This window comes from Halomonas sp. PAMB 3232 (assembly GCF_031954225.1).
GTDB lineage: Bacteria > Pseudomonadota > Gammaproteobacteria > Pseudomonadales > Halomonadaceae > Vreelandella.
In genome coordinates, this window is the sequence record NZ_CP134865.1 from 770,151 (window position 1) to 787,304 (window position 17,154).

The window sequence follows — 17,154 nt, forward strand, 5'->3', positions numbered from 1 at the left end:
TTTTATTGGACGAGGCTAGCTATCCAGGAGTCAGCTATGTGCTGTATTCTTGTATAATTTTTAATTAATTAATTTTTTATAATGATTGTGAGGCCAAGGATGACGCAATATTTAGACTCAATGATTAAAGATTGCAAACAGGCCAAACTTGCTATGCCCAAGAAAGATATCTTAATTTCCAGTACTGAAGAAATGCCAGCGGTTGATAAAGGTATTTATATTATCAGTGAGGTGGGCGGTAACGCGGCTGAAACCCTTGAAGCGTTCAAGACATTTAAACAGACTAAAACCAAAGCATGCTGCAAGATTAACCATCCCTCGAACATTCTTTATGTAGGCTCTTCTACAAGAAATTTGCAAAGAAGGTTAAGCCAGCATTTGGTCAGTTGTCCACCAAGTACATATTCGCTGCACCTTTATGAATGGTTCAAGGGTGAGTATCAAGTGCGAATACTAGAGTATGATGAGTCCAACAGAGTTCTACAGCTAATCGAAGATAGTATCTCCGCTGATTTAAAACCTGCGTTCGGGAAGCAGGGTGCGAATAATAGATAAATTTTCGATTTGAAAAGCAGGTAGAATTTATCCTATTTGACAACCGCTAGAGCGAGGTTGTACCGGAGTTTCAACGTAAATATGAACCTTCTGTTTCTCGGCACCTCCGCCGGTACGCCCACTAAAGCGCGCAATTTTTCCGGGCTGGCGCTTCGCGAGCGCACCGGCAAGGGCTGGTATTTGATCGACTGCGGCGAGGCGACTCAGCATCAGCTTCTGCATACGCCGCTGTCACTTCATGGGCTGCGCGCGGTTTTGATTACCCACGTGCACGGCGATCACTGCTATGGGCTGCCGGGGTTACTCGCGAGCGCGTCGATGAACGGGCGTACCGAGACGCTGACGATCATTGCTCCACAGGCGATCAAGACGTGGATCATGGCCACCTTTGAGGCTACCCAGCTTCGGCTGTCGTTCGAGATGACGTTCATCTTCACTGAGACGCTTCCCGAGGTCGAATTCGACGCGCTGACGGTCGCCACGACGCGCCTTTCCCATGGGGTGGATTCCTTCGCCTACCGCTTTACCGAAAAGCCTCTGCCTGCGCTCGATACCGAAAAACTGATCACACGCGGCGTGCCGCGCGGCCCGCTGTGGGGGCAGCTCAGTAAAGGCGGGGAGGTCGAGTGGCAGGGCGAGACGTTGAAGGGCGAGGACTTTCTCAGGCTCGATCAACTGCCCTGCAAAATCGTCGTGGCCGGTGATAACGACCGCCCGGAACTGTTGGCCAGCGCCTGCGAAGGCGCCCAGGTACTGGTGCACGAAGCCACCTACACCGGCGCGATGGCCGAGAAAGCCGCCGAGGTGCGCCACAGCTATGCAGGGCAGGTGGCCGGATTCGCCGAGGCCGCAGGGCTACCGTATCTGGTGCTGACGCACTTCAGCCCGCGCTATCAGTCGCGCGCCGAGCCGTCGTCGTCGATCGAGGAGATCCGCGAGGAGGCCGAGCGCGTGTACTCGGGTACGCTTTACCTGGCGCGCGATTTTCTGGAATTTACTCTGGATAAATCGGGTCATTTTCGTGAAGTGGCGGATGAGTGACCCGCTTCATCGCGCCGTTCAGTTACGGCAGTAGCCTTCGCCAGGTTGTACGACCAGGCAGTTTTCCTTATCCGCCAGCCATTTCAATCCGGTCGCTTCGCCATCCGCCTGGCGCAGCAGCTGCTCACCGTCTTCACGGGTAAAGCGGATGCCTTCTGCCGTTGCCTGTCCTTCGAAGGTGCCGTGCTGATCCGCATCCAGGCCGTACTGCATGTCGAGCAGGTAACTGCCTGGGTTGGCGGAATCCTCGTGGCGGATCTCCAGGACCAACCCTTCCACGCCGACCCAACGGCCAATCCATTGATCCGTCATCTGATGGGGCGCACTCTCCTGCGCCGCGCTATTGGAAGCGGGCTCCACGGCTGCCGCCGTCGTGTTTTCCTGACTACACCCGCTGATGAGTATCGTGGCGCTCAACGCCAAGGCTCTTTTGAACATGATGAGTACCACCATTTATCAAGAGAAGAAGCGGCCAACGGTTACCCGTTGGCGCACGGTTTACCAAATCTTGAACGGATTCAGCCCGTTGGCCTGGCGCATCATCAGACGCTTGGCCAGCGGCAGGCGCTCGGCCAGGTGCAGGCTCAGGTCGCCGAGCTGGCGCAGCGGTTTGGCGCCGGTGAACAGGTGATGAAAACCGTCGGTGGCGGCGATCATCGCCTGGTTGGCAAGGCGGCGGTGCCACTCGTAGTGTTGAAGCGCGGAGGCGTCGCCGGCATCAACGTGCTTGAGAATTTGCTCGGCCAGGGTGTCGGCGTCGTGCAGGCCGATATTCAGACCCTGGCCCGCCAGCGGGTGCACCACGTGGGCGGCGTCGCCCATCAGCGCCAGGCGCTTGGCGGTATAGCTTCGGGCGTGCTGGCGCTTGATGGGGAAGCTTGCGCGGGCCACCACGCGAGTAATGCTGCCCAGGCGTTTGGGAAACGCCGCTTCAATGGCGTCCATCAGCGCGTCGTCGTCCAGCGCCTCGCGCGCCTGAATGGCGTTGGGTTCGTCGTACCACACGATCGAGGCGCGGTGGCCGGGCAGCGGCAGCATGGCCAGCGGCCCGGTGGGCGTGAAGCACTGCCAGCTCACATCCTGCTGGGGGAGCGCGGTTTCGACGTTGATGATCATCGCGCGCTGGCGGTAGTCGTGGGTGGCGATGTCGATGCCGGCCAGCTCCCGGAGCCTGGAATTCGCGCCGTCAGCGCCGACCACCAGCTCGGCGCTCAGGGTTTTGCCGTTATCGAGCTCCACCGTGCGCCCGCGGCCGCTGGCAAGGGTGGCGACCAGGGTAGTGTCGGTGTAGAGCGTCACACTCGGCATGTTTTCAAGCCGCTGCCAAAGCGCGTGCTGAAGCGCTATGTTCTCGATGAAAAGCCCGAACTGCTCCAGGTCGCTGTCCCTGGCCGAAAAGAGGCTATGCCCGGTGCCTTCCTGGTTCCACACCTCGATATGGCGAAACGCGGCGGTGCGCTCCAGGGGGAGCTGTGCGCCGCTTGCCTCGATGAACTCGAGCGAGCGCTTGTTGAGCGAGGAGATGCGCAGGTCATAATCGCCTTCGGCCGCCTTGGGCGGCGCGCCTCGCTCGATCAGTGCCACGCGGCGCCCACTCTTGCCCAGCCGCGCGGCCAGCGCCGCCCCGACCATGCCGCCGCCAATGATGATGATGTCGTGATCCTGCTGCATGAGAGGCTCCTTTCTCCGCCGGGGGAGGGCACGTTATGGGCTCGCCCGATGTCTTACCGTATCGTTGGGATGTTAACCGGTTTTTTGAGGTGGCGTATTGACGCAGATAAAAAATCCAACCGATATCGAGCAGGCGGGCGAGGAGCTGGCGGCGTTTATCGCTGGCCATCCGCGCCTTTTCATCATTACCGGGGCCGGGGTCAGCACCGATAGCGGCATTCCCGATTACCGCGACGCCAACGGCCAGTGGAAGCGCTCACCGCCGGTGCAGCACGCTGACTTCATGGGCAACCTTCACGTGCGAAGGCGCTACTGGGCCCGCGCCCTGATCGGCTTCAAGGCGCTGGGTAGCGCTCAGGTGGGCGGCTCTCACCGGGTGCTGGCTGAGCTCGAGGCGCGCGGTTTCGTCGAAATGCTGGTGACGCAGAACGTCGACCGGCTTCACCAGCGCGCGGGATCCAAACGGGTGGTCGACCTGCATGGCCGCGCCGATACGGTCAGCTGCATGCGCTGCGGCTACTCGATGATGCGCTACGCCATGCACGCGGAAATGGCGCGCATGAACCCGCGCTTCGCCGCCATGGACGCGGCCCACGCCCCGGACGGCGACGCGGATCTGGAAACCGACTTCTCGAGTTTTCGCGTTTACGACTGCCCGCGCTGTCGCGGCGTCATGAAGCCTGATGTCGTCTACTACGGTGACGTGGTGCCGAAAGCGCGCCGGCTAGAAGCCGAAGCGGCGCTTGCGCGCTCAAGCGCCGTATTGGCGGTGGGCACCTCGCTGATGGTGTTCTCCGGCTACCGGTTTTGCCGCGAGGCGCACGCCAAGGGCCTGCCGGTGGCGTCGCTGTCGCTGGGCGTAACTCGCGCCGATCCGCTGCTTTCTCACCAGTGGCGGGCGCCGCTGACGCCGGTGCTGGCTCACGCGCTTGAGTGTCTTGATCGCGCGTCCTAGCGCGCTTTGGAAACCCACGGGTTGTCTGCGATCCAGAGCCGCCAGGGCGCGTCGCGATCGGCAGGCGAGGCGTAGTCGATGCCCACGCGCGGGCCGGTCGCGACGCGCTGTGGGGTGGGGCCCTGGGCGACCCAGAGCTTGTCTGCGCGGGTCATGTCCTCGCCGTACAGGGCCTTGTCGATCGAAAGCGCCCGGGTGAGCTTGCCCGGGCCGTTGGAAAGCTCGCGATTTCGCGCCACGCGCGCCCGTCGCATGGCGTCCTCGTTCAGGTAGGGCTCGACGGCGCGTACCAGCACCGCGCAGGGGTTGCCTTCCGGCTGGGTAACGATGTTCAACAGCCAATGCATGCCGTACACCAGATAGACGTAGGCGTGGCCGGGCGGGCCGAACATCGCCTCGGTGCGCGGCGTCTTGCGCCGGTGGGCGTGGCAGGCGGAGTCCGTCGACCCCCGGTAGGCCTCGGTTTCCACGATGGTCGCGGCCATCAGCTCGCCTTCCACGCGGCGCACCAGCTGGCAGCCCAGTAGTTCCTGGGCGACCTCCAGGGTGTCGCGGTCGTAAAAATCGCGGGGCAGGGGCGTGGAGAAGGATGCAACGTCTGCAGAGTCGGAAAGCGCCATGAGTTCGCCATAAACTTGAGTCAGGTGCTAGGGTATTAGCCCAACGACACTATTGAAAGCGGAGGCTCCAGTGCTGACATTCGAGCATGACTATACCCGGCTCCCTGAACCGCTGTGGCTCGCCTGCGAGCCTTCCGGTGTGTGCGCCCCGGCGCTGATCGCCTTCAACGAGGCGCTGGCCCGAAAACTCGGCGCAAGCGACGTGCCTGACGACGATACGCTCGCCCAGTGGTTCAGCGGCAACACGATTCCCGACGGCGCGAAGCCCGCAGCACTTGGCTACGCCGGCCACCAGTTCGGCAACTTCGTGCCGCAGCTCGGCGATGGCCGCGCGCTGCTGCTGGGCGACGTGGTGGACGCCGAGGGTCGACGTTTCGATATTCAGCTCAAGGGCAGCGGGCGCACGCCGTTCTCGCGTGGTGGCGACGGGCGCTCGCCGCTGGGGCCAGTGCTGCGTGAATATCTGGTTAGCGAGTTCATGGCCGCGGTGGGCGTGCCCACCACGCGGGCGCTGGCGGCGGTGGCCAGCGGCGAGCGCGTAGCGCGCCAGATGCCGGAGCCCGGCGCGGTGTTCACCCGCGTGGCTTCGAGCCACGTGCGCGTGGGCACCTTCCAGTTCGCCGCTCGCCACGGTGAGGAGACCACCCGTGCGCTGGCGGACTACGTCATTGCGCGCCACTACCCCGAGGCGCGCGACCAGGATGATCCGTATCTGGCGCTTCTGGAGTGCGTAACGCGTCGCCAGGCCGAGCTCGTGGCGCGCTGGATGAGCCTGGGCTTCATCCACGGCGTGATGAACACCGACAACACCAGCATCAGCGGCGAAACCATCGATTACGGCCCCTGCGCCTTCATGGAGCAGTTCGACCCGCGCAAGGTGTTCAGCTCGATCGACGAGGGCGGGCGCTACGCCTTCAACAACCAGCCGGCGGTCGCCCAGTGGAATCTGGCCCGCTTTGCCGAAACCTTACTGCCGCTGATGAACGTGCAGGGCGAGGAGGGCGTGGCGCTGGCGGTCGAAGTGATTCGCGGCTTCGAGGCGCACTTCGATAAAACCCGGCAGGCGCTTCGCATCGCCAAACTCGGGCTCGCCGAGAATGGCGGTGATACCGCCGACACGCTGATGGACGCACTCAAGACAGTGATGCATCAGGGGCGCATGGACATGACCGCCACCTTCGATGCGCTGACCCACTACGCCGACAGTTTCGAGACGCAACGTCGCGAGGCGCTGCTGGCGCTTTCCCATCAGCCCGAAGCGCTCGATGCGTGGCTCGAGCAGTGGCGCGCGGCGCCGCTTCTAAATGATGCCACGCGATTTGACGCCATGCGCCGGGCCAACCCGGTCGTGATTCCGCGCAATCATCGCGTGAAAGAGGTGATCGACGCCGCGATCGAAGGCGATTTCGCGCCGTTTCATACGCTGTTGAACGCGGTGAGTGCGCCGTTCGATGAGTCCGTCGAGGCGCGTCGGCTGGCCGCGCCGGCCACCGACAGCCAGGCGGTACTGCGCACCTTCTGTGGCACCTAAAGCGCGCGAGGCTATGGCGCGCGAGGCTATGCTACACTGTGATTTTTTACAGCGCCGGACCAGTTAACGGCCCGGCGCTAACCTTTCGACGGTGAGCCAAGCAGGGAGCCCGTGCGCAAGATTATTCACTGTGACTGCGACTGCTTTTACGCGGCGGTTGAAATGCGTGACAACCCGGCGCTGACGGACATTCCCATCGCCATTGGCGGCAGCGTCGAGCAGCGCGGGGTGGTGGCGACCTGCAACTACCCGGCACGCGAGTACGGCATCCACTCGGCGATGCCCATGGGGCAGGCGCTCAAGCGCTGCCCGCACCTGACGATCGTGCGCGGCGACATGCCCAAGTACAAGGAGGTCGCCCGGCAGGTTTTTGCCATTTACCGCGAGATGACCGAGCTGATCGAGCCGCTATCGCTGGACGAAGCGTATCTGGACGTTTCCGAGGTGACGCAGTTCAAGGGCAGCGCCACGTTGATGGCCCAGGCCATTCGCGAGCGGGTGCAAAAGGACGTGGGGATCACCGTGTCCGCCGGGGTCGCACCGAATAAGTTTCTGGCCAAGATCGCCAGCGACTGGAACAAGCCCGACGGCCTTTTTGTCATCGCCCCGGGGGAGGTCGAGCGCTTCGTCGAGCAGCTCCCGGTCAAGAAGATTCACGGCGTGGGCCCGCGCACCGCCGAGAAAATGGCGAGTCTGGATATCCACACCTGCCTCGATCTGCAAGCGCGCCCGCTGACCGAGCTGATCGAATACTTTGGCCGCTTCGGCAAGCGCCTGCATGAGCTGAGCCGGGGCTTTGATGAGCGCCCGGTGAAGACCCATCGCGAACGCAAGTCGATCAGCACCGAACAGACCTACTCTCAGGATCTGCCGACACTCGAGGCGTGCCGGGGCGAACTTCCCGAACTCCTGCAGGACCTGGAGCGGCGCTATGCCCGGCTCGACCCACCGCCGGCGGTGAAAGGGCTGATGGTCAAGGTGAAATTCAACGACTTTACCCAAACCACCGTCGAACATGCCGACCCGGCCCCGGACATGGCCCAGTTCGAAACGCTTTTGAACGTTGGTTGGGCCCGCAAAAGCCGCCCGGTACGCCTGCTGGGCGTGGGGTACCGCTTGGCCGATAGCGCGCCTGATACCCAGCTCTCGCTCTTTTGAAACTTCCCCTTTCGGCGCATTGACGCCGGCACGGGCAGCGATTAAAACAGGTGTATGAACTCTGGCGGCCTAAAGGGCTGCGCTTACCTTCTATTCTCCTCCACCTTGAGCCGCCCATGACGCCCTCCCGCCCTTTGCTGGTATTTGCCCACGCCAACGGCTTTACCGGCGCCAGCTACCGAAGCCTTTTGGCGCCGCTTGCCGAGCACTTCGAGCTTGGCCCCATCGACCGGGTGGGTCACCACCCGCGCTATCCGGTAAACCGCAACTGGGGCAACCTGGTCGACGAGCTGCTGCATTATCTGCCCACCCACCGAAAAGTGTTTGGCGTCGGGCACTCTTTGGGCGGCACGCTCATGGCCATGGCGGCGTTGCGCGAACCCGAGCGCTTTTTTGGGGTGGTCATGCTCGACCCGCCGTTGATGCTGGGCATGGATGCCTGGGCGATGAAAGCGGCCAAGCGCTTTGGCTTCGTCGATCGTATTACCCCGGCGGGCAAAACCAAGGGGCGGCGCAGCGTCTGGCCAAGCCGCGAAGCGATGGCCCACTCGCTGGGCCGCCGCGGCATCTTTCGCGGCTTTACCACAGAGGCGCTCAACGACTATGTTGAAACAGGCACGACGCTTCGCGACGACGGCCAAGCGGAGCTGGTATTCGAGCCGCGAGTGGAAGTGGCGATCTTTCGCAACCTGCCGGACCACCTGTCGTCGAAACTGACCAAAATCCGGGTGCCGGTGGAGATCGTTGCCGGCGACCGCTCGGATCTTTTAACGCCGGGCCGTATCGCGCGACTCACCCGCAAGGGCCTGCGCGTAAGCCGCGTACCCGGCGGGCACATGTTCCCGATGGAGCACCCGGACGAGACCCGCGCGGCGATCATCAACGCCTGGCAACGGCTTGCGCCCTAAGCTACAGCTCACGAGACCCATCAAGGAGGCACGCCATGTACCTTTCCGTACAGCTAAGCTACTACCCGCTGACCGACGACTTCAAACCCGTGGTCAAGGAGGTGGTCAAGCGCCTGGAAGCCACCGGCCTCGAGGTGCACGCCAACCGCATGAGTACACAGGTATTCGGTGAGTTTGACACGGTGATGAACGCGCTGACTGAGGTCATGAAGTGGTCCTTCGAGACCCACGGTAAAGCGGTGTTCACCGCCAACTTTCTGGAAGGGGATCGCCGGCCGCGGGAGTAGATAACCCCTCTCTGAACAACAACGCCGCCCCGAGGGCGGCGTTCTTTTTCATCAAACCAACGTTCAGGTCAGCGATTCGAGGCAGGACTCGATGATGTCGAGGCCTTCGTTGAGCACCGTGTCGTCGATGGTGACCGGCATCAAAAAGCGGATGGTGTTGCCGTAGAGGCCGCAGGAGAGCAGGATCAGCCCCTTTTCGCGGGCTTTTTTGCACAGCGCGCCGGCCAGGTCCGGGTTGGGGGCGCCGTCGGCTTTATTGGATACCAGCTCGAAAGCGGCCATCGCGCCCATGTTGCGCGGGTGGGCGACGCAGTCGAATTTTTCCTGCCACTGGCCGAAGCGCTGGGCGAGTTTGTCACCCAGTGCCCGGCTCTTCTCCAGAATGTTCTCTTCTTCGAACACCTCGAGCACGGCAAGCGCCGCAGCGCAGGCGGTGGGGCTGCCGGTGTAGGTGCCGCCAAGCGAGTTGGGGCCGGAAGAGTCCATGATCTTGTCGGTGCCGACGATGGCCGAGATCGGCATGCCGTCGGCCATGCTTTTCGCCATGGTCATGATGTCCGGCTCGACGCCGCTGTGTTCGATGGCGAACAGCTTACCGGTGCGACCGAAGCCTGACTGCACTTCGTCGACGATCATGAGAATGCCGAGCTCGTCACAGATATCGCGCACGCGCTTCAAGAACGAGGCGGGGGCGGGATAGAAGCCGCCTTCCCCGAGCACCGGTTCGAGCACGATGGCGGCGGTATTGGTCGGGCCGGCGTCGGTCTTGAGCGTCATCATCAGCCCGCGGATCGCTTCCTCTTCGCTGATACCGTGGGAGGGCACCGGGTAAGGGGCGCGGAAGACGGTGCCGGGCATCGGGCCGAAATCGGTCTGGTAGGGCGCGACCTTACCGTTCATTGCCATGGTAAAGAAGGTACGGCCATGGTAGCCGCCGTCGAAGCAGATCACGTTGTCACGCTGGGTCGCTGCGCGGGCGATCTTGACCGCGTTTTCGAGCGCCTCGGCGCCGGAGTTGGCGAGCATCACCTTGGCGTGGCCGCGCACCGGCACGACGTGGCTGAGCTTTTCGGCGACCTTCACGTAGCCTTCATAAGGCATCACGGTCTGGCAGGTGTGCATGACCTTGTCGAGCTGATCCTTGACCGCGGCGACCACTTTCGGGTGGCGGTGGCCGATGTTGAGTACGCCGATGCCGCCGGCAAAATCGATGAAGCGGTTACCGTCGGCATCCCAGATTTCGGCGTTTTCAGCGCGGGCGGCAAAGGCGGTGGCGGGGCTTGCGGCGCCGGCGGCGACGTATTTCTGCTTTAGCGCGTTAAGCTCGGCATTACTCGTCATGGCGGGGTCCTCTGGCGTTGAGCAAAAATAACGGGTGTGAGGACAGCATAGTACGCAAGTGGCGTTATTTACACGTTCTTAGGCAAGGCTTACCTGGTTGCGCCCGCTGGCTTTGGCCTGGTACATGGCCTGGTCGCCGCGCTCGATGAGCTGCTCGGCAGAGGTGGCGGGCGTGCTGGCGACGCCGGCGGAGAGCGTGATCGACAACTGGTGGGGCGTGAAGCGGCGCTCCTCGATGATCGCGCGCAGGCGCTCGGCGGCAACGTGCGCCTCGTCACTACCGGTTTCCGGCATGATGATGAGAAACTCTTCGCCGCCCAGGCGCACCTGCAGGTCGGTGTCGCGCAGAGCGTGGGCGATCGCTGCCGTGACCTCGGCGAGTGCGGTATCGCCGGTAGCGTGACCATAGGTGTCGTTGATCGATTTGAAACTATCCAGGTCGAACAGCACGACGCTGAGTTCGCCGCCGTAGCGCCGGCAGCGCTTGAGCTCCTCTTCGAGCTGACAAAGCCCCGCGCGACGATTTAAAAGCCCCGTCAGTTCGTCGTGACAGGCCAGGTGATCGAGCCGACTGTTGGCTTCCTGCAGGCGCTCTTCGAGCTTCTTGCGCTCGGTGATGTCGATGACGAAGGTGACCTTGTGCTGTTGATCGTCGTCGCTTTCGACCTTGGCGGCCTCCGTCAACACGGTGCGCCGCTCGCCGTTTTTGCAGTAAACCGTCCACTCCTGGCGGGCCTGGATCGTCTCCGTGCCGCCCAGAAACTCGGTATGCTGGGTACAGGCGAACGAGTGGTTTTCCGGCGAGAGCAGCATGATAAAGTGCTGGCCGATCAGCTCTTCCTGAGCGTAGCCGTAAAACGCACAGAAGGCGGGATTAACCAGCTCGAAATGGCCCTGTGGGTTGGTGACACAGATGCCGATGGGGGCACTGTTAAGAACGCTCCAGGCGTTGCGTTTGGAGCGTTTGACCGTTTCTTGTAGTTGGTCGGTCGAAAGATCAAGCATTCGCTGTCTCGGGTATCGAACTTGAGTGCGCCTTGGCGCGAAGCGCCTCCAGACGCGATGAAAGGTCTTCACCCAGTGAGTTGATGGCGGGTTTAGCATAAAAATAGCCCTGCTGACGCATAATGCCAGCGCGGGCGAGCCACAACGCTTCGGCTTCGGTTTCGATGCCCTCGGCGATCAGGGTCGTGCCGAGTTCGCGCCCCAGCGTAATGACCGACTTCAAAATCGCCTGGCGGCGCGGGTCGCTATCGCAGTGCATGACGATCTCGCGATCGATTTTCAGCTTGTTGGGGGCAAGCTCGGTAAGAAGATCGAGATTGGCGAAGCCGTTGCCGAAGTCGTCGAGCGCGGTTTCAAAGCCCATGCTGCGGTAGGCGTCGATGATATCGGAGAGATGCTGGCGATCCTTGACGCGCTCGGTTTCGGTGATTTCAAAGATCAGTCGATTGGCCGGCCAGCCTACACGCCGCGATACTTCGAGCGTTGCCTGAATGCAGGCACGGGGCTCGTAAACCGCATTAGGGAGAAAGTTGATGGAAAGACTGGTCGGCATGTTCAGCGCGCTGGCCATTTCGATCGCTCGGACGCGGCAGGCCTGATCAAAGCGGTAGAGTAGATCGTCGGTGACTTTCGAGAGAATGCTGTAGGCCGACTCTCCGTTCACACCGCGCACCAACGCCTCAAAAGCGATGACCTGCGCTTTGGAAATATCCACGATCGGCTGGAACGCCATGGTGAACTCGAACGGAAGCTCTCCTTCGCACCGATTACAGTGCCCCTGTACGCGAGCGCAGTTACCCATGAAAAACCCTCCACAAACCCTTGGTTTCTTGATTTTTTGAGCGCGCTCGTGACGCGCCGTATATCTAGTGTTTTAAGCTTAGATGCTGGTAGTTTAGTAGCAGTGCTGGAGTCCGTACATGTCCGGCGTTATGCTTTTAACGTTTAGTTAACAATTGTTCAAAAAATCGATATTTGCTCACGTTAAAGCAAAAAAACGCCCGAAGCGGGCGTTGAACAAAGGGAATCGTTAAATGGAGGAATCGTTAGATTGTGATGGCGGTGAGCGGCGGGGCTAAATGATGCCTGCTCGTTTGAGCGCTTCGCGCTGCTGTCGGGTAATACCGATCTCTTCAAGCACGTCGTCGGTGTGCTGCCCCAGAAGCGGCGGCGCGGTAGGCGCCGTGGCCGAGCGGCCATCAATACGCACCGGATTGGCGACCAGGTCGACGCTGCCGGCCTGAGGGTGAGCAAAGGTCTTTCTGAGTCCGCGCGCCTTGACGTGGGCATCCTCGAATACCCGGTCGAGGGTGTTAATCGGCCCGCAGGGCACGCCCACCGCTTCCAGCGCCGCCAGCCACTCGTCGATCGAGCGCAGCGCAAGCGTGGCCTCTAAAAGCGGCACCAACTCCTCGCGGTTGGCTACCCGGGCGCCGTTGGTGGCAAAGCGCGGATCATCACAAAGGCCGGGCTGCTCAATCACCTGACAAAAGCGCTTGAACTGCTCGTCGTTGCCCACCGCGACGATGATATGGCCATCCAAAGTGGCGAAGGCCTGGTAGGGCACGATATTGGGATGGGCGTTGCCCAGGCGCTCGGGCACGCGGCCCGAGGTCAGGTAGTTGGTCGCCTGGTTGGCCAGCACCCCGACCTGAACGTCCATCAGCGAAAGATCGATATGGCAGCCCTGGCCTGAGTCACGGCGGGCGTAAAGCGCGGCGAGAATGGCATTGGTAGCGTAGAGGCCGGTGAACAGGTCGGTGATCGCCACGCCCACCTTGACCGGTCCGCCGCCGGGTACCTCGTCCGGTTGACCGGTCAGGCTCATCAATCCGCCCATCGCCTGGATCATGAAATCGTAGCCGGCGCGGTGAGCGTAGGGGCTTTGCTGACCAAAGCCGGTGATCGAGCAGTAGATCAACCCCGGGTTGAGCGCTTTCAGGCTCTCGAAATCGAGCCCGTAGCGCTTGAGCCCGCCCACCTTGAAGTTCTCCACGACGACATCGGCGCCCCTGGACAGGGTTTTGATCAGGGCCTGGCCTTCGGGGGCTGCCATGTCCACCGTCACCGAGCGCTTGCCGCGGTTGGCGCACAGATAGTAGGCGGATTCAAAACTGTCACCGAGCCAAGGCGGCCCCCAGTGACGGGTATCGTCGCCCTTGCCGGGGCGTTCTACCTTGATGACGTCGGCGCCCAGATCGGCCAGCGTCTGCCCGCACCAGGGGCCGGCGAGCACGCGGGAGAGATCGAGCACTTTGACGCCTTTGAGCGGGGTGGGCGCATCGCTCATAACAACTCCTTGCGCGGCGGCTTAGAAGAACGCCTGCAGACCGGTCTGAGCGCGGCCCAGAATCAGCGCGTGTACGTCATGGGTGCCTTCGTAGGTATTGACCGACTCGAGATTGACCATGTGACGAATGACGCCGTACTCGTCGGAGACGCCGTTGCCGCCGTGCATGTCCCGCGAGAGCCGCGCAATGTCCAGCGCCTTGCCGCAGTTGTTGCGCTTGATCAGCGAGACCATTTCCGGTGTCCAGCTGCCGTTGTCCATCAGCCGGCCGACCTGCAGCGCCGCCTGAAGGCCGAGCGTGATCTCGGTCTGCATATCGGCGAGCTTTTTCTGAATCAGCTGGTTGGCGGCGAGCGGCCGGTTGAACTGCTTGCGATCAAGAGTGTACTGACGCGCGGCGTGCCAACAGAACTCGGCGGTGCCCATCACCCCCCAGGCAATGCCGTAGCGCGCCTTGTTCAAGCAGCCAAACGGGCCTTTCAAACCGCTGACGTTCGGCAGCAGGTTCTCTTCCGGCACGAAAGCGTTATCCAGCACGATCTCGCCGGTGATCGAGGCGCGCAGCGACACCTTGCCCTCGATTTTTGGCGTGGAGAAGCCTTCCGTGCCGCGCTCGACGATGAACCCCTTGATCTGGTTTTCATGGGCGGCTGACTTGGCCCACACCACGGCGATATCGGCGATCGGGCTGTTGGTGATCCACATCTTGGCGCCGGTCAGGCGGTAGCCACCATCGACCTGTTCAGCGCGGGTGATCATCGAGCCCGGGTCGGAGCCGTGGTCCGGCTCGGTCAGGCCGAAGCAGCCCACCATCTCGCCGGTGGCGAGCTTGGGCAGATACTTTTTCTTTTGCTCTTCACTGCCATAGGTTTCGATGGGATACATCACCAGCGACGACTGCACGCTCATCGCCGAGCGGTAGCCTGAATCGACGCGCTCCACTTCGCGGGCGATCAACCCGTAGGCGACGTGGTTGACGCCGGCGCCGCCGTACTCCTCGGCCACCGTCGCGCCCAGTAGGCCAAGCTCGCCCATCTCGGACATGATCTCGCGATCGAAGCGCTCTTCACGAAACGCGCTCAGCACGCGCGGCTGGAGATTCTCCTGGCAGTAGTCGTGCGCGGCGTCGCGGATCTGGCGCTCTTCGTCGGTCAGCTGTTGTTCGAGCAGCAGCGGGTCGTCCCAGTTGAAGCGTGACATGGCAATAGCCCTCCTGATAAGTGCGTCCAATGTAGCGCTGATATGAAAAAATATCTACATTTTTATAAAACGGCGACGTTAGTTGGGGAAATGCTAGTCGATGCCGCGCTCGCGCAAGAGCTCGGTGATGATCGGTACCGGCGTCATCAGGTGATCGCGCATCATGACCGCGGCGCGCTCGGCGTCGCGGGCCAGAATGACCTCGACCAGGGCGCTGTGCTCGTCGTGTTTTCGTGAAAGCGCCGCGGGCGACATTACCGTCTGCTTGAGCCAAAGGTGGCGATAGCGCTCTACCTGGCTGAAGAGCGTTTCGCGCATCTGCAGAAGGTGGGGAGAGTTACAGCCGCTGGCGATAGCGGTGTGAAACGCCTGATGGCGCGCATCCCAGGTATCCAGCAACGCCTCCGGGGAGCTTACATTGGTGACCTTGCCCAAGCGGTGGGCGGTGGCCAGTACCTCGGCTTCCCAGTCATCGTCGCCGCGCTCGATGGCCAGTTTTAGCACCAACCCTTCGAGCTGTGCGCGGGCGTCGTAGATATCACGCAGCTCAGAAAGCGACATGGGGGCGACGCGGTAGCCGCGCTGACTAATGGCGATGACCAGCCGGTCCGCCACCAGCTGGGAAAGCGCCTCTCTCAGCGGGCCAGTGCTGAGCCCGTAGTGCTCCTTCAAACGACTCATCAACAGCTTTTCGCCCGCCGGGTAGCGCCCGCGAATAATGTCGCGCTTCAAATCGCGGTAGGCGTTGATGGCCAGGTTAGGCCGGGGCAGGGAGGTATCCATCGCGTATCCTGTAGCGGTGTTGGCCGTTTTTGATAAATGACGGTCATTATCCGTCAATTTCGATTCTTTAGCATGACAAGCGCGCCTTTTAAACGCTCTCAAGGGCGAAAGCGTTCCAAAAACGCCGGCACAGAGCTTGGGTCATGGCACTATCGTCCCATTAACGTTTGATTTAAAACCGTGCTAACGTCGACTAAACGGTTGGGTGAAAAACATTTTCGAATGCCCGACGCCGTTGATACCGCCTTGATTTAAACATCAATAACGCTCCCAAAAGGATAGAGGCAACGCTCATGAAAACGCTAAAATACGCAGTCGCCACGACCATGTTGGCCATGGCGCTACCCGCCAGTGCCCAGCAGCTATCGATCGCCACCGGCGGAACCGGCGGTGTCTACTATCCGATCGGCGGCGGTTTGGCCGAGATGATCAACAACCACATCGAAGGCGCCCAGGCCACGGCAGAGGTAACCGGCGCCTCGGTCGAGAACATGGGGCTGATCATGCGCGGCGATGCGGACATGGCGACAGCGCTTGCCGACACCGTATACCAGGCCTACACCGGCACCGGCGATTTCGAAGGCCGCCAGGTCGAGAACACCCGGGCGCTGGCCTCGATCTATCCCAACGCCGTGCAGCTGGTCGTGCTCGCGGAATCCGACATCGAAAGCATCGACGATCTGGCCGGTAAGCGCGTATCGGTGGGCGCCCCGGGGAGCGGCACCGAGCTCAATGCCCGCGCCGTGCTCGAATCCAACGGCATTAGCTACGACGACTTCACCGCCCAGCGGCTGAACTTCAACGAAACCGCCGACGCCATCCGCGACGGCGACATCGACGCCGGTTTCTGGAGCGTGGGCCCGCCCACCAGCTCGATCATGAACCTGGCGGCGACCCGCGACATCCGCTTGATCAGCCTGACCGACGAAGAGATTGCCAATGCTCAGGAAGAGGAAGCGGTGTTCGCTCCCTACCAGCTGGAAGCCGGGCTTTACGACGGTATGGACGAAGCGGTGCAAACCATAGGTATTCCCAACGTGCTGGTGGTCAACGCGGACATGGATGAAGAGCTTGCCTATCAGCTCACCCAGCTATTGTTCGAGCACACCGACGAGCTGATCGCCGTTCACCCGGCGGCCAACGACACCACCGTGGAGTTCACCATGGAGTCCACGCCGGTGCCGCTGCATCCTGGTGCGATTCGCTACTTCGAGGAGACCGGTGTCGAGATTCCCGACCGCCTGCGTCCTTGATCACTCTCTTAACACGTTCTCTTAACGATCGTTCAAAAGGCGTCTGATCATGCAGTGGTTCACTCTACCGCTGATAGCGCTTTCACTGATGACACTGCCGCACGCCGGCGCCTGGGGACAGGCGCCGGCGCGTTTGGTGGTGACCAGTGAGTCGGGTGAGGTGTTGATCGATGACACCGTTGTGGAAGGTGGGCGCTGGTGCATGGCCTGGAACCATTCGGTGGCGCACTTCACCGTGCTCGACTGCTATCGCAATCAACAGGGGCAGATGGTGCTCGAGCGCAGCCATCAGCCGGACTTCGCCGCGGGCCTTGGCCATATCGCGGGCCGCGGCGAGCAGGTCTCCGACGGCGAGGGCGGCTACTGGATCAACGCCATCGACGAGCCGGTCCCAAGCAACCGCTACCTGCTGCGGGCGGGGGCGCCTGGGGTGAATCACCGTATCGTCTGGCCTGACGGCGAGCATGAGCCGTCGAGCATTAGCGAGCGCGCCGCCGGCGAGCGCGTGACGATCGAGCTTGCGTCGTCGTCAAGCGCCAACACCGAGTGATCAACA

At 61.8% G+C, this 17,154-nt stretch carries 18 protein-coding genes; 9 read left to right on the forward strand and 9 right to left on the reverse strand.

Annotation, left to right across the window (positions count from 1 at the left end; genetic code table 11):
* The first annotated feature begins 99 nt into the window (after positions 1 to 99).
* Together RN346_RS03615 and RN346_RS03620 are read left to right on the forward strand one after the other, a co-directional pair.
* On the forward strand, positions 100 to 555 hold the full coding sequence (locus RN346_RS03615) for a GIY-YIG nuclease family protein (RefSeq protein WP_311962146.1): 456 nt from the start codon (positions 100 to 102) through the stop codon (positions 553 to 555).
* Between the two features lie 81 nt (positions 556 to 636).
* Positions 637 to 1,596 (forward strand): ribonuclease Z, encoded by a 960-nt coding sequence (locus tag RN346_RS03620; RefSeq protein ID WP_311962148.1) that lies wholly within the window; start codon positions 637 to 639, stop codon positions 1,594 to 1,596.
* Between the two features lie 18 nt (positions 1,597 to 1,614).
* On the opposite strand, the gene RN346_RS03625 is transcribed toward RN346_RS03620, so the two are convergent.
* Positions 1,615 to 2,034: a hypothetical protein gene (locus RN346_RS03625; protein WP_311962149.1), complete on the reverse strand. Its 420-nt coding sequence runs from the start codon at positions 2,032 to 2,034 to the stop codon at positions 1,615 to 1,617.
* A gap of 60 nt (positions 2,035 to 2,094) precedes the next feature.
* Positions 2,095 to 3,267, reverse strand: coding sequence for a UbiH/UbiF/VisC/COQ6 family ubiquinone biosynthesis hydroxylase (locus RN346_RS03630; protein WP_311962150.1), 1,173 nt, complete (start codon positions 3,265 to 3,267; stop codon positions 2,095 to 2,097).
* Positions 3,268 to 3,364: 97 nt separating this feature from the next.
* On the opposite strand from RN346_RS03630, the gene RN346_RS03635 reads away from it, so the two are divergent.
* The gene (locus RN346_RS03635; protein WP_311960228.1) at positions 3,365 to 4,222 is read left to right on the forward strand and encodes an NAD-dependent protein deacetylase; all 858 of its coding nucleotides are present in this window, start codon (positions 3,365 to 3,367) and stop codon (positions 4,220 to 4,222) included.
* Here RN346_RS03635 and RN346_RS03640 read toward each other — a convergent pair.
* Complete coding sequence (locus RN346_RS03640; protein WP_311962151.1) at positions 4,219 to 4,842, reverse strand: DNA-3-methyladenine glycosylase; 624 nt, start codon at positions 4,840 to 4,842, stop codon at positions 4,219 to 4,221. The two genes, RN346_RS03635 and RN346_RS03640, sit on opposite strands and share 4 nt — an antisense overlap.
* A 70-nt stretch (positions 4,843 to 4,912) precedes the next feature.
* On the opposite strand from RN346_RS03640, the gene RN346_RS03645 reads away from it, so the two are divergent.
* The 4 genes from RN346_RS03645 to RN346_RS03660 all read left to right on the forward strand — a co-directional run bounded on the left by RN346_RS03645 (position 4,913) and on the right by RN346_RS03660 (position 8,726).
* Entirely contained in the window at positions 4,913 to 6,373 is a 1,461-nt protein-coding gene (locus tag RN346_RS03645) for a protein adenylyltransferase SelO family protein (protein ID WP_311962152.1), read from the forward strand.
* A 111-nt stretch (positions 6,374 to 6,484) separates the two neighbouring features.
* Complete coding sequence (gene dinB, locus RN346_RS03650) at positions 6,485 to 7,531, forward strand: DNA polymerase IV (protein WP_311962153.1); 1,047 nt, start codon at positions 6,485 to 6,487, stop codon at positions 7,529 to 7,531.
* Between the two features lie 116 nt (positions 7,532 to 7,647).
* A complete protein-coding gene (locus tag RN346_RS03655; RefSeq protein WP_263584931.1) occupies positions 7,648 to 8,439 on the forward strand; it encodes an alpha/beta fold hydrolase in 792 nt (263 codons plus the stop codon).
* 35 nt (positions 8,440 to 8,474) lie between these two features.
* Positions 8,475 to 8,726 (forward strand): YkoF family thiamine/hydroxymethylpyrimidine-binding protein, encoded by a 252-nt coding sequence (locus RN346_RS03660; RefSeq protein WP_252106825.1) that lies wholly within the window; start codon positions 8,475 to 8,477, stop codon positions 8,724 to 8,726.
* A gap of 63 nt (positions 8,727 to 8,789) precedes the next feature.
* Here the strand turns inward: RN346_RS03660 and gabT are convergent, their stop codons facing one another.
* The 6 genes from gabT to csiR all read right to left on the reverse strand — a co-directional run bounded on the left by gabT (position 8,790) and on the right by csiR (position 15,345).
* The gene (gabT, locus tag RN346_RS03665; RefSeq protein ID WP_311962155.1) at positions 8,790 to 10,067 is read right to left on the reverse strand and encodes a 4-aminobutyrate--2-oxoglutarate transaminase; all 1,278 of its coding nucleotides are present in this window, start codon (positions 10,065 to 10,067) and stop codon (positions 8,790 to 8,792) included.
* A 78-nt stretch (positions 10,068 to 10,145) separates the two neighbouring features.
* Entirely contained in the window at positions 10,146 to 11,072 is a 927-nt protein-coding gene (locus RN346_RS03670) for a diguanylate cyclase (protein WP_311960233.1), read from the reverse strand.
* Positions 11,065 to 11,874 (reverse strand): EAL domain-containing protein, encoded by an 810-nt coding sequence (locus RN346_RS03675; RefSeq protein ID WP_263584925.1) that lies wholly within the window; start codon positions 11,872 to 11,874, stop codon positions 11,065 to 11,067. The genes RN346_RS03670 and RN346_RS03675 overlap by 8 nt, the downstream gene beginning before the upstream one ends.
* Before the next feature lie 273 nt (positions 11,875 to 12,147).
* Positions 12,148 to 13,362, reverse strand: coding sequence for a CaiB/BaiF CoA-transferase family protein (locus tag RN346_RS03680; protein WP_263584924.1), 1,215 nt, complete (start codon positions 13,360 to 13,362; stop codon positions 12,148 to 12,150).
* A gap of 21 nt (positions 13,363 to 13,383) precedes the next feature.
* Positions 13,384 to 14,562 carry an acyl-CoA dehydrogenase gene (locus RN346_RS03685; protein WP_311962156.1) on the reverse strand — a complete coding sequence of 393 codons (1,179 nt, stop codon included), beginning with the start codon at positions 14,560 to 14,562 and terminating at the stop codon, positions 13,384 to 13,386.
* A 93-nt stretch (positions 14,563 to 14,655) separates the two neighbouring features.
* The gene (gene csiR / locus RN346_RS03690; RefSeq protein ID WP_263584922.1) at positions 14,656 to 15,345 is read right to left on the reverse strand and encodes a DNA-binding transcriptional regulator CsiR; all 690 of its coding nucleotides are present in this window, start codon (positions 15,343 to 15,345) and stop codon (positions 14,656 to 14,658) included.
* Positions 15,346 to 15,638: 293 nt separating this feature from the next.
* Between csiR and RN346_RS03695 the strand changes: the two genes are divergently transcribed.
* Positions 15,639 to 16,598: a TAXI family TRAP transporter solute-binding subunit gene (locus RN346_RS03695; protein WP_311960236.1), complete on the forward strand. Its 960-nt coding sequence runs from the start codon at positions 15,639 to 15,641 to the stop codon at positions 16,596 to 16,598.
* Positions 16,599 to 16,647: 49 nt separating this feature from the next.
* Positions 16,648 to 17,148 carry a DUF1850 domain-containing protein gene (locus RN346_RS03700; protein WP_263584920.1) on the forward strand — a complete coding sequence of 167 codons (501 nt, stop codon included), beginning with the start codon at positions 16,648 to 16,650 and terminating at the stop codon, positions 17,146 to 17,148.
* Positions 17,149 to 17,154 lie beyond the last annotated feature (6 nt).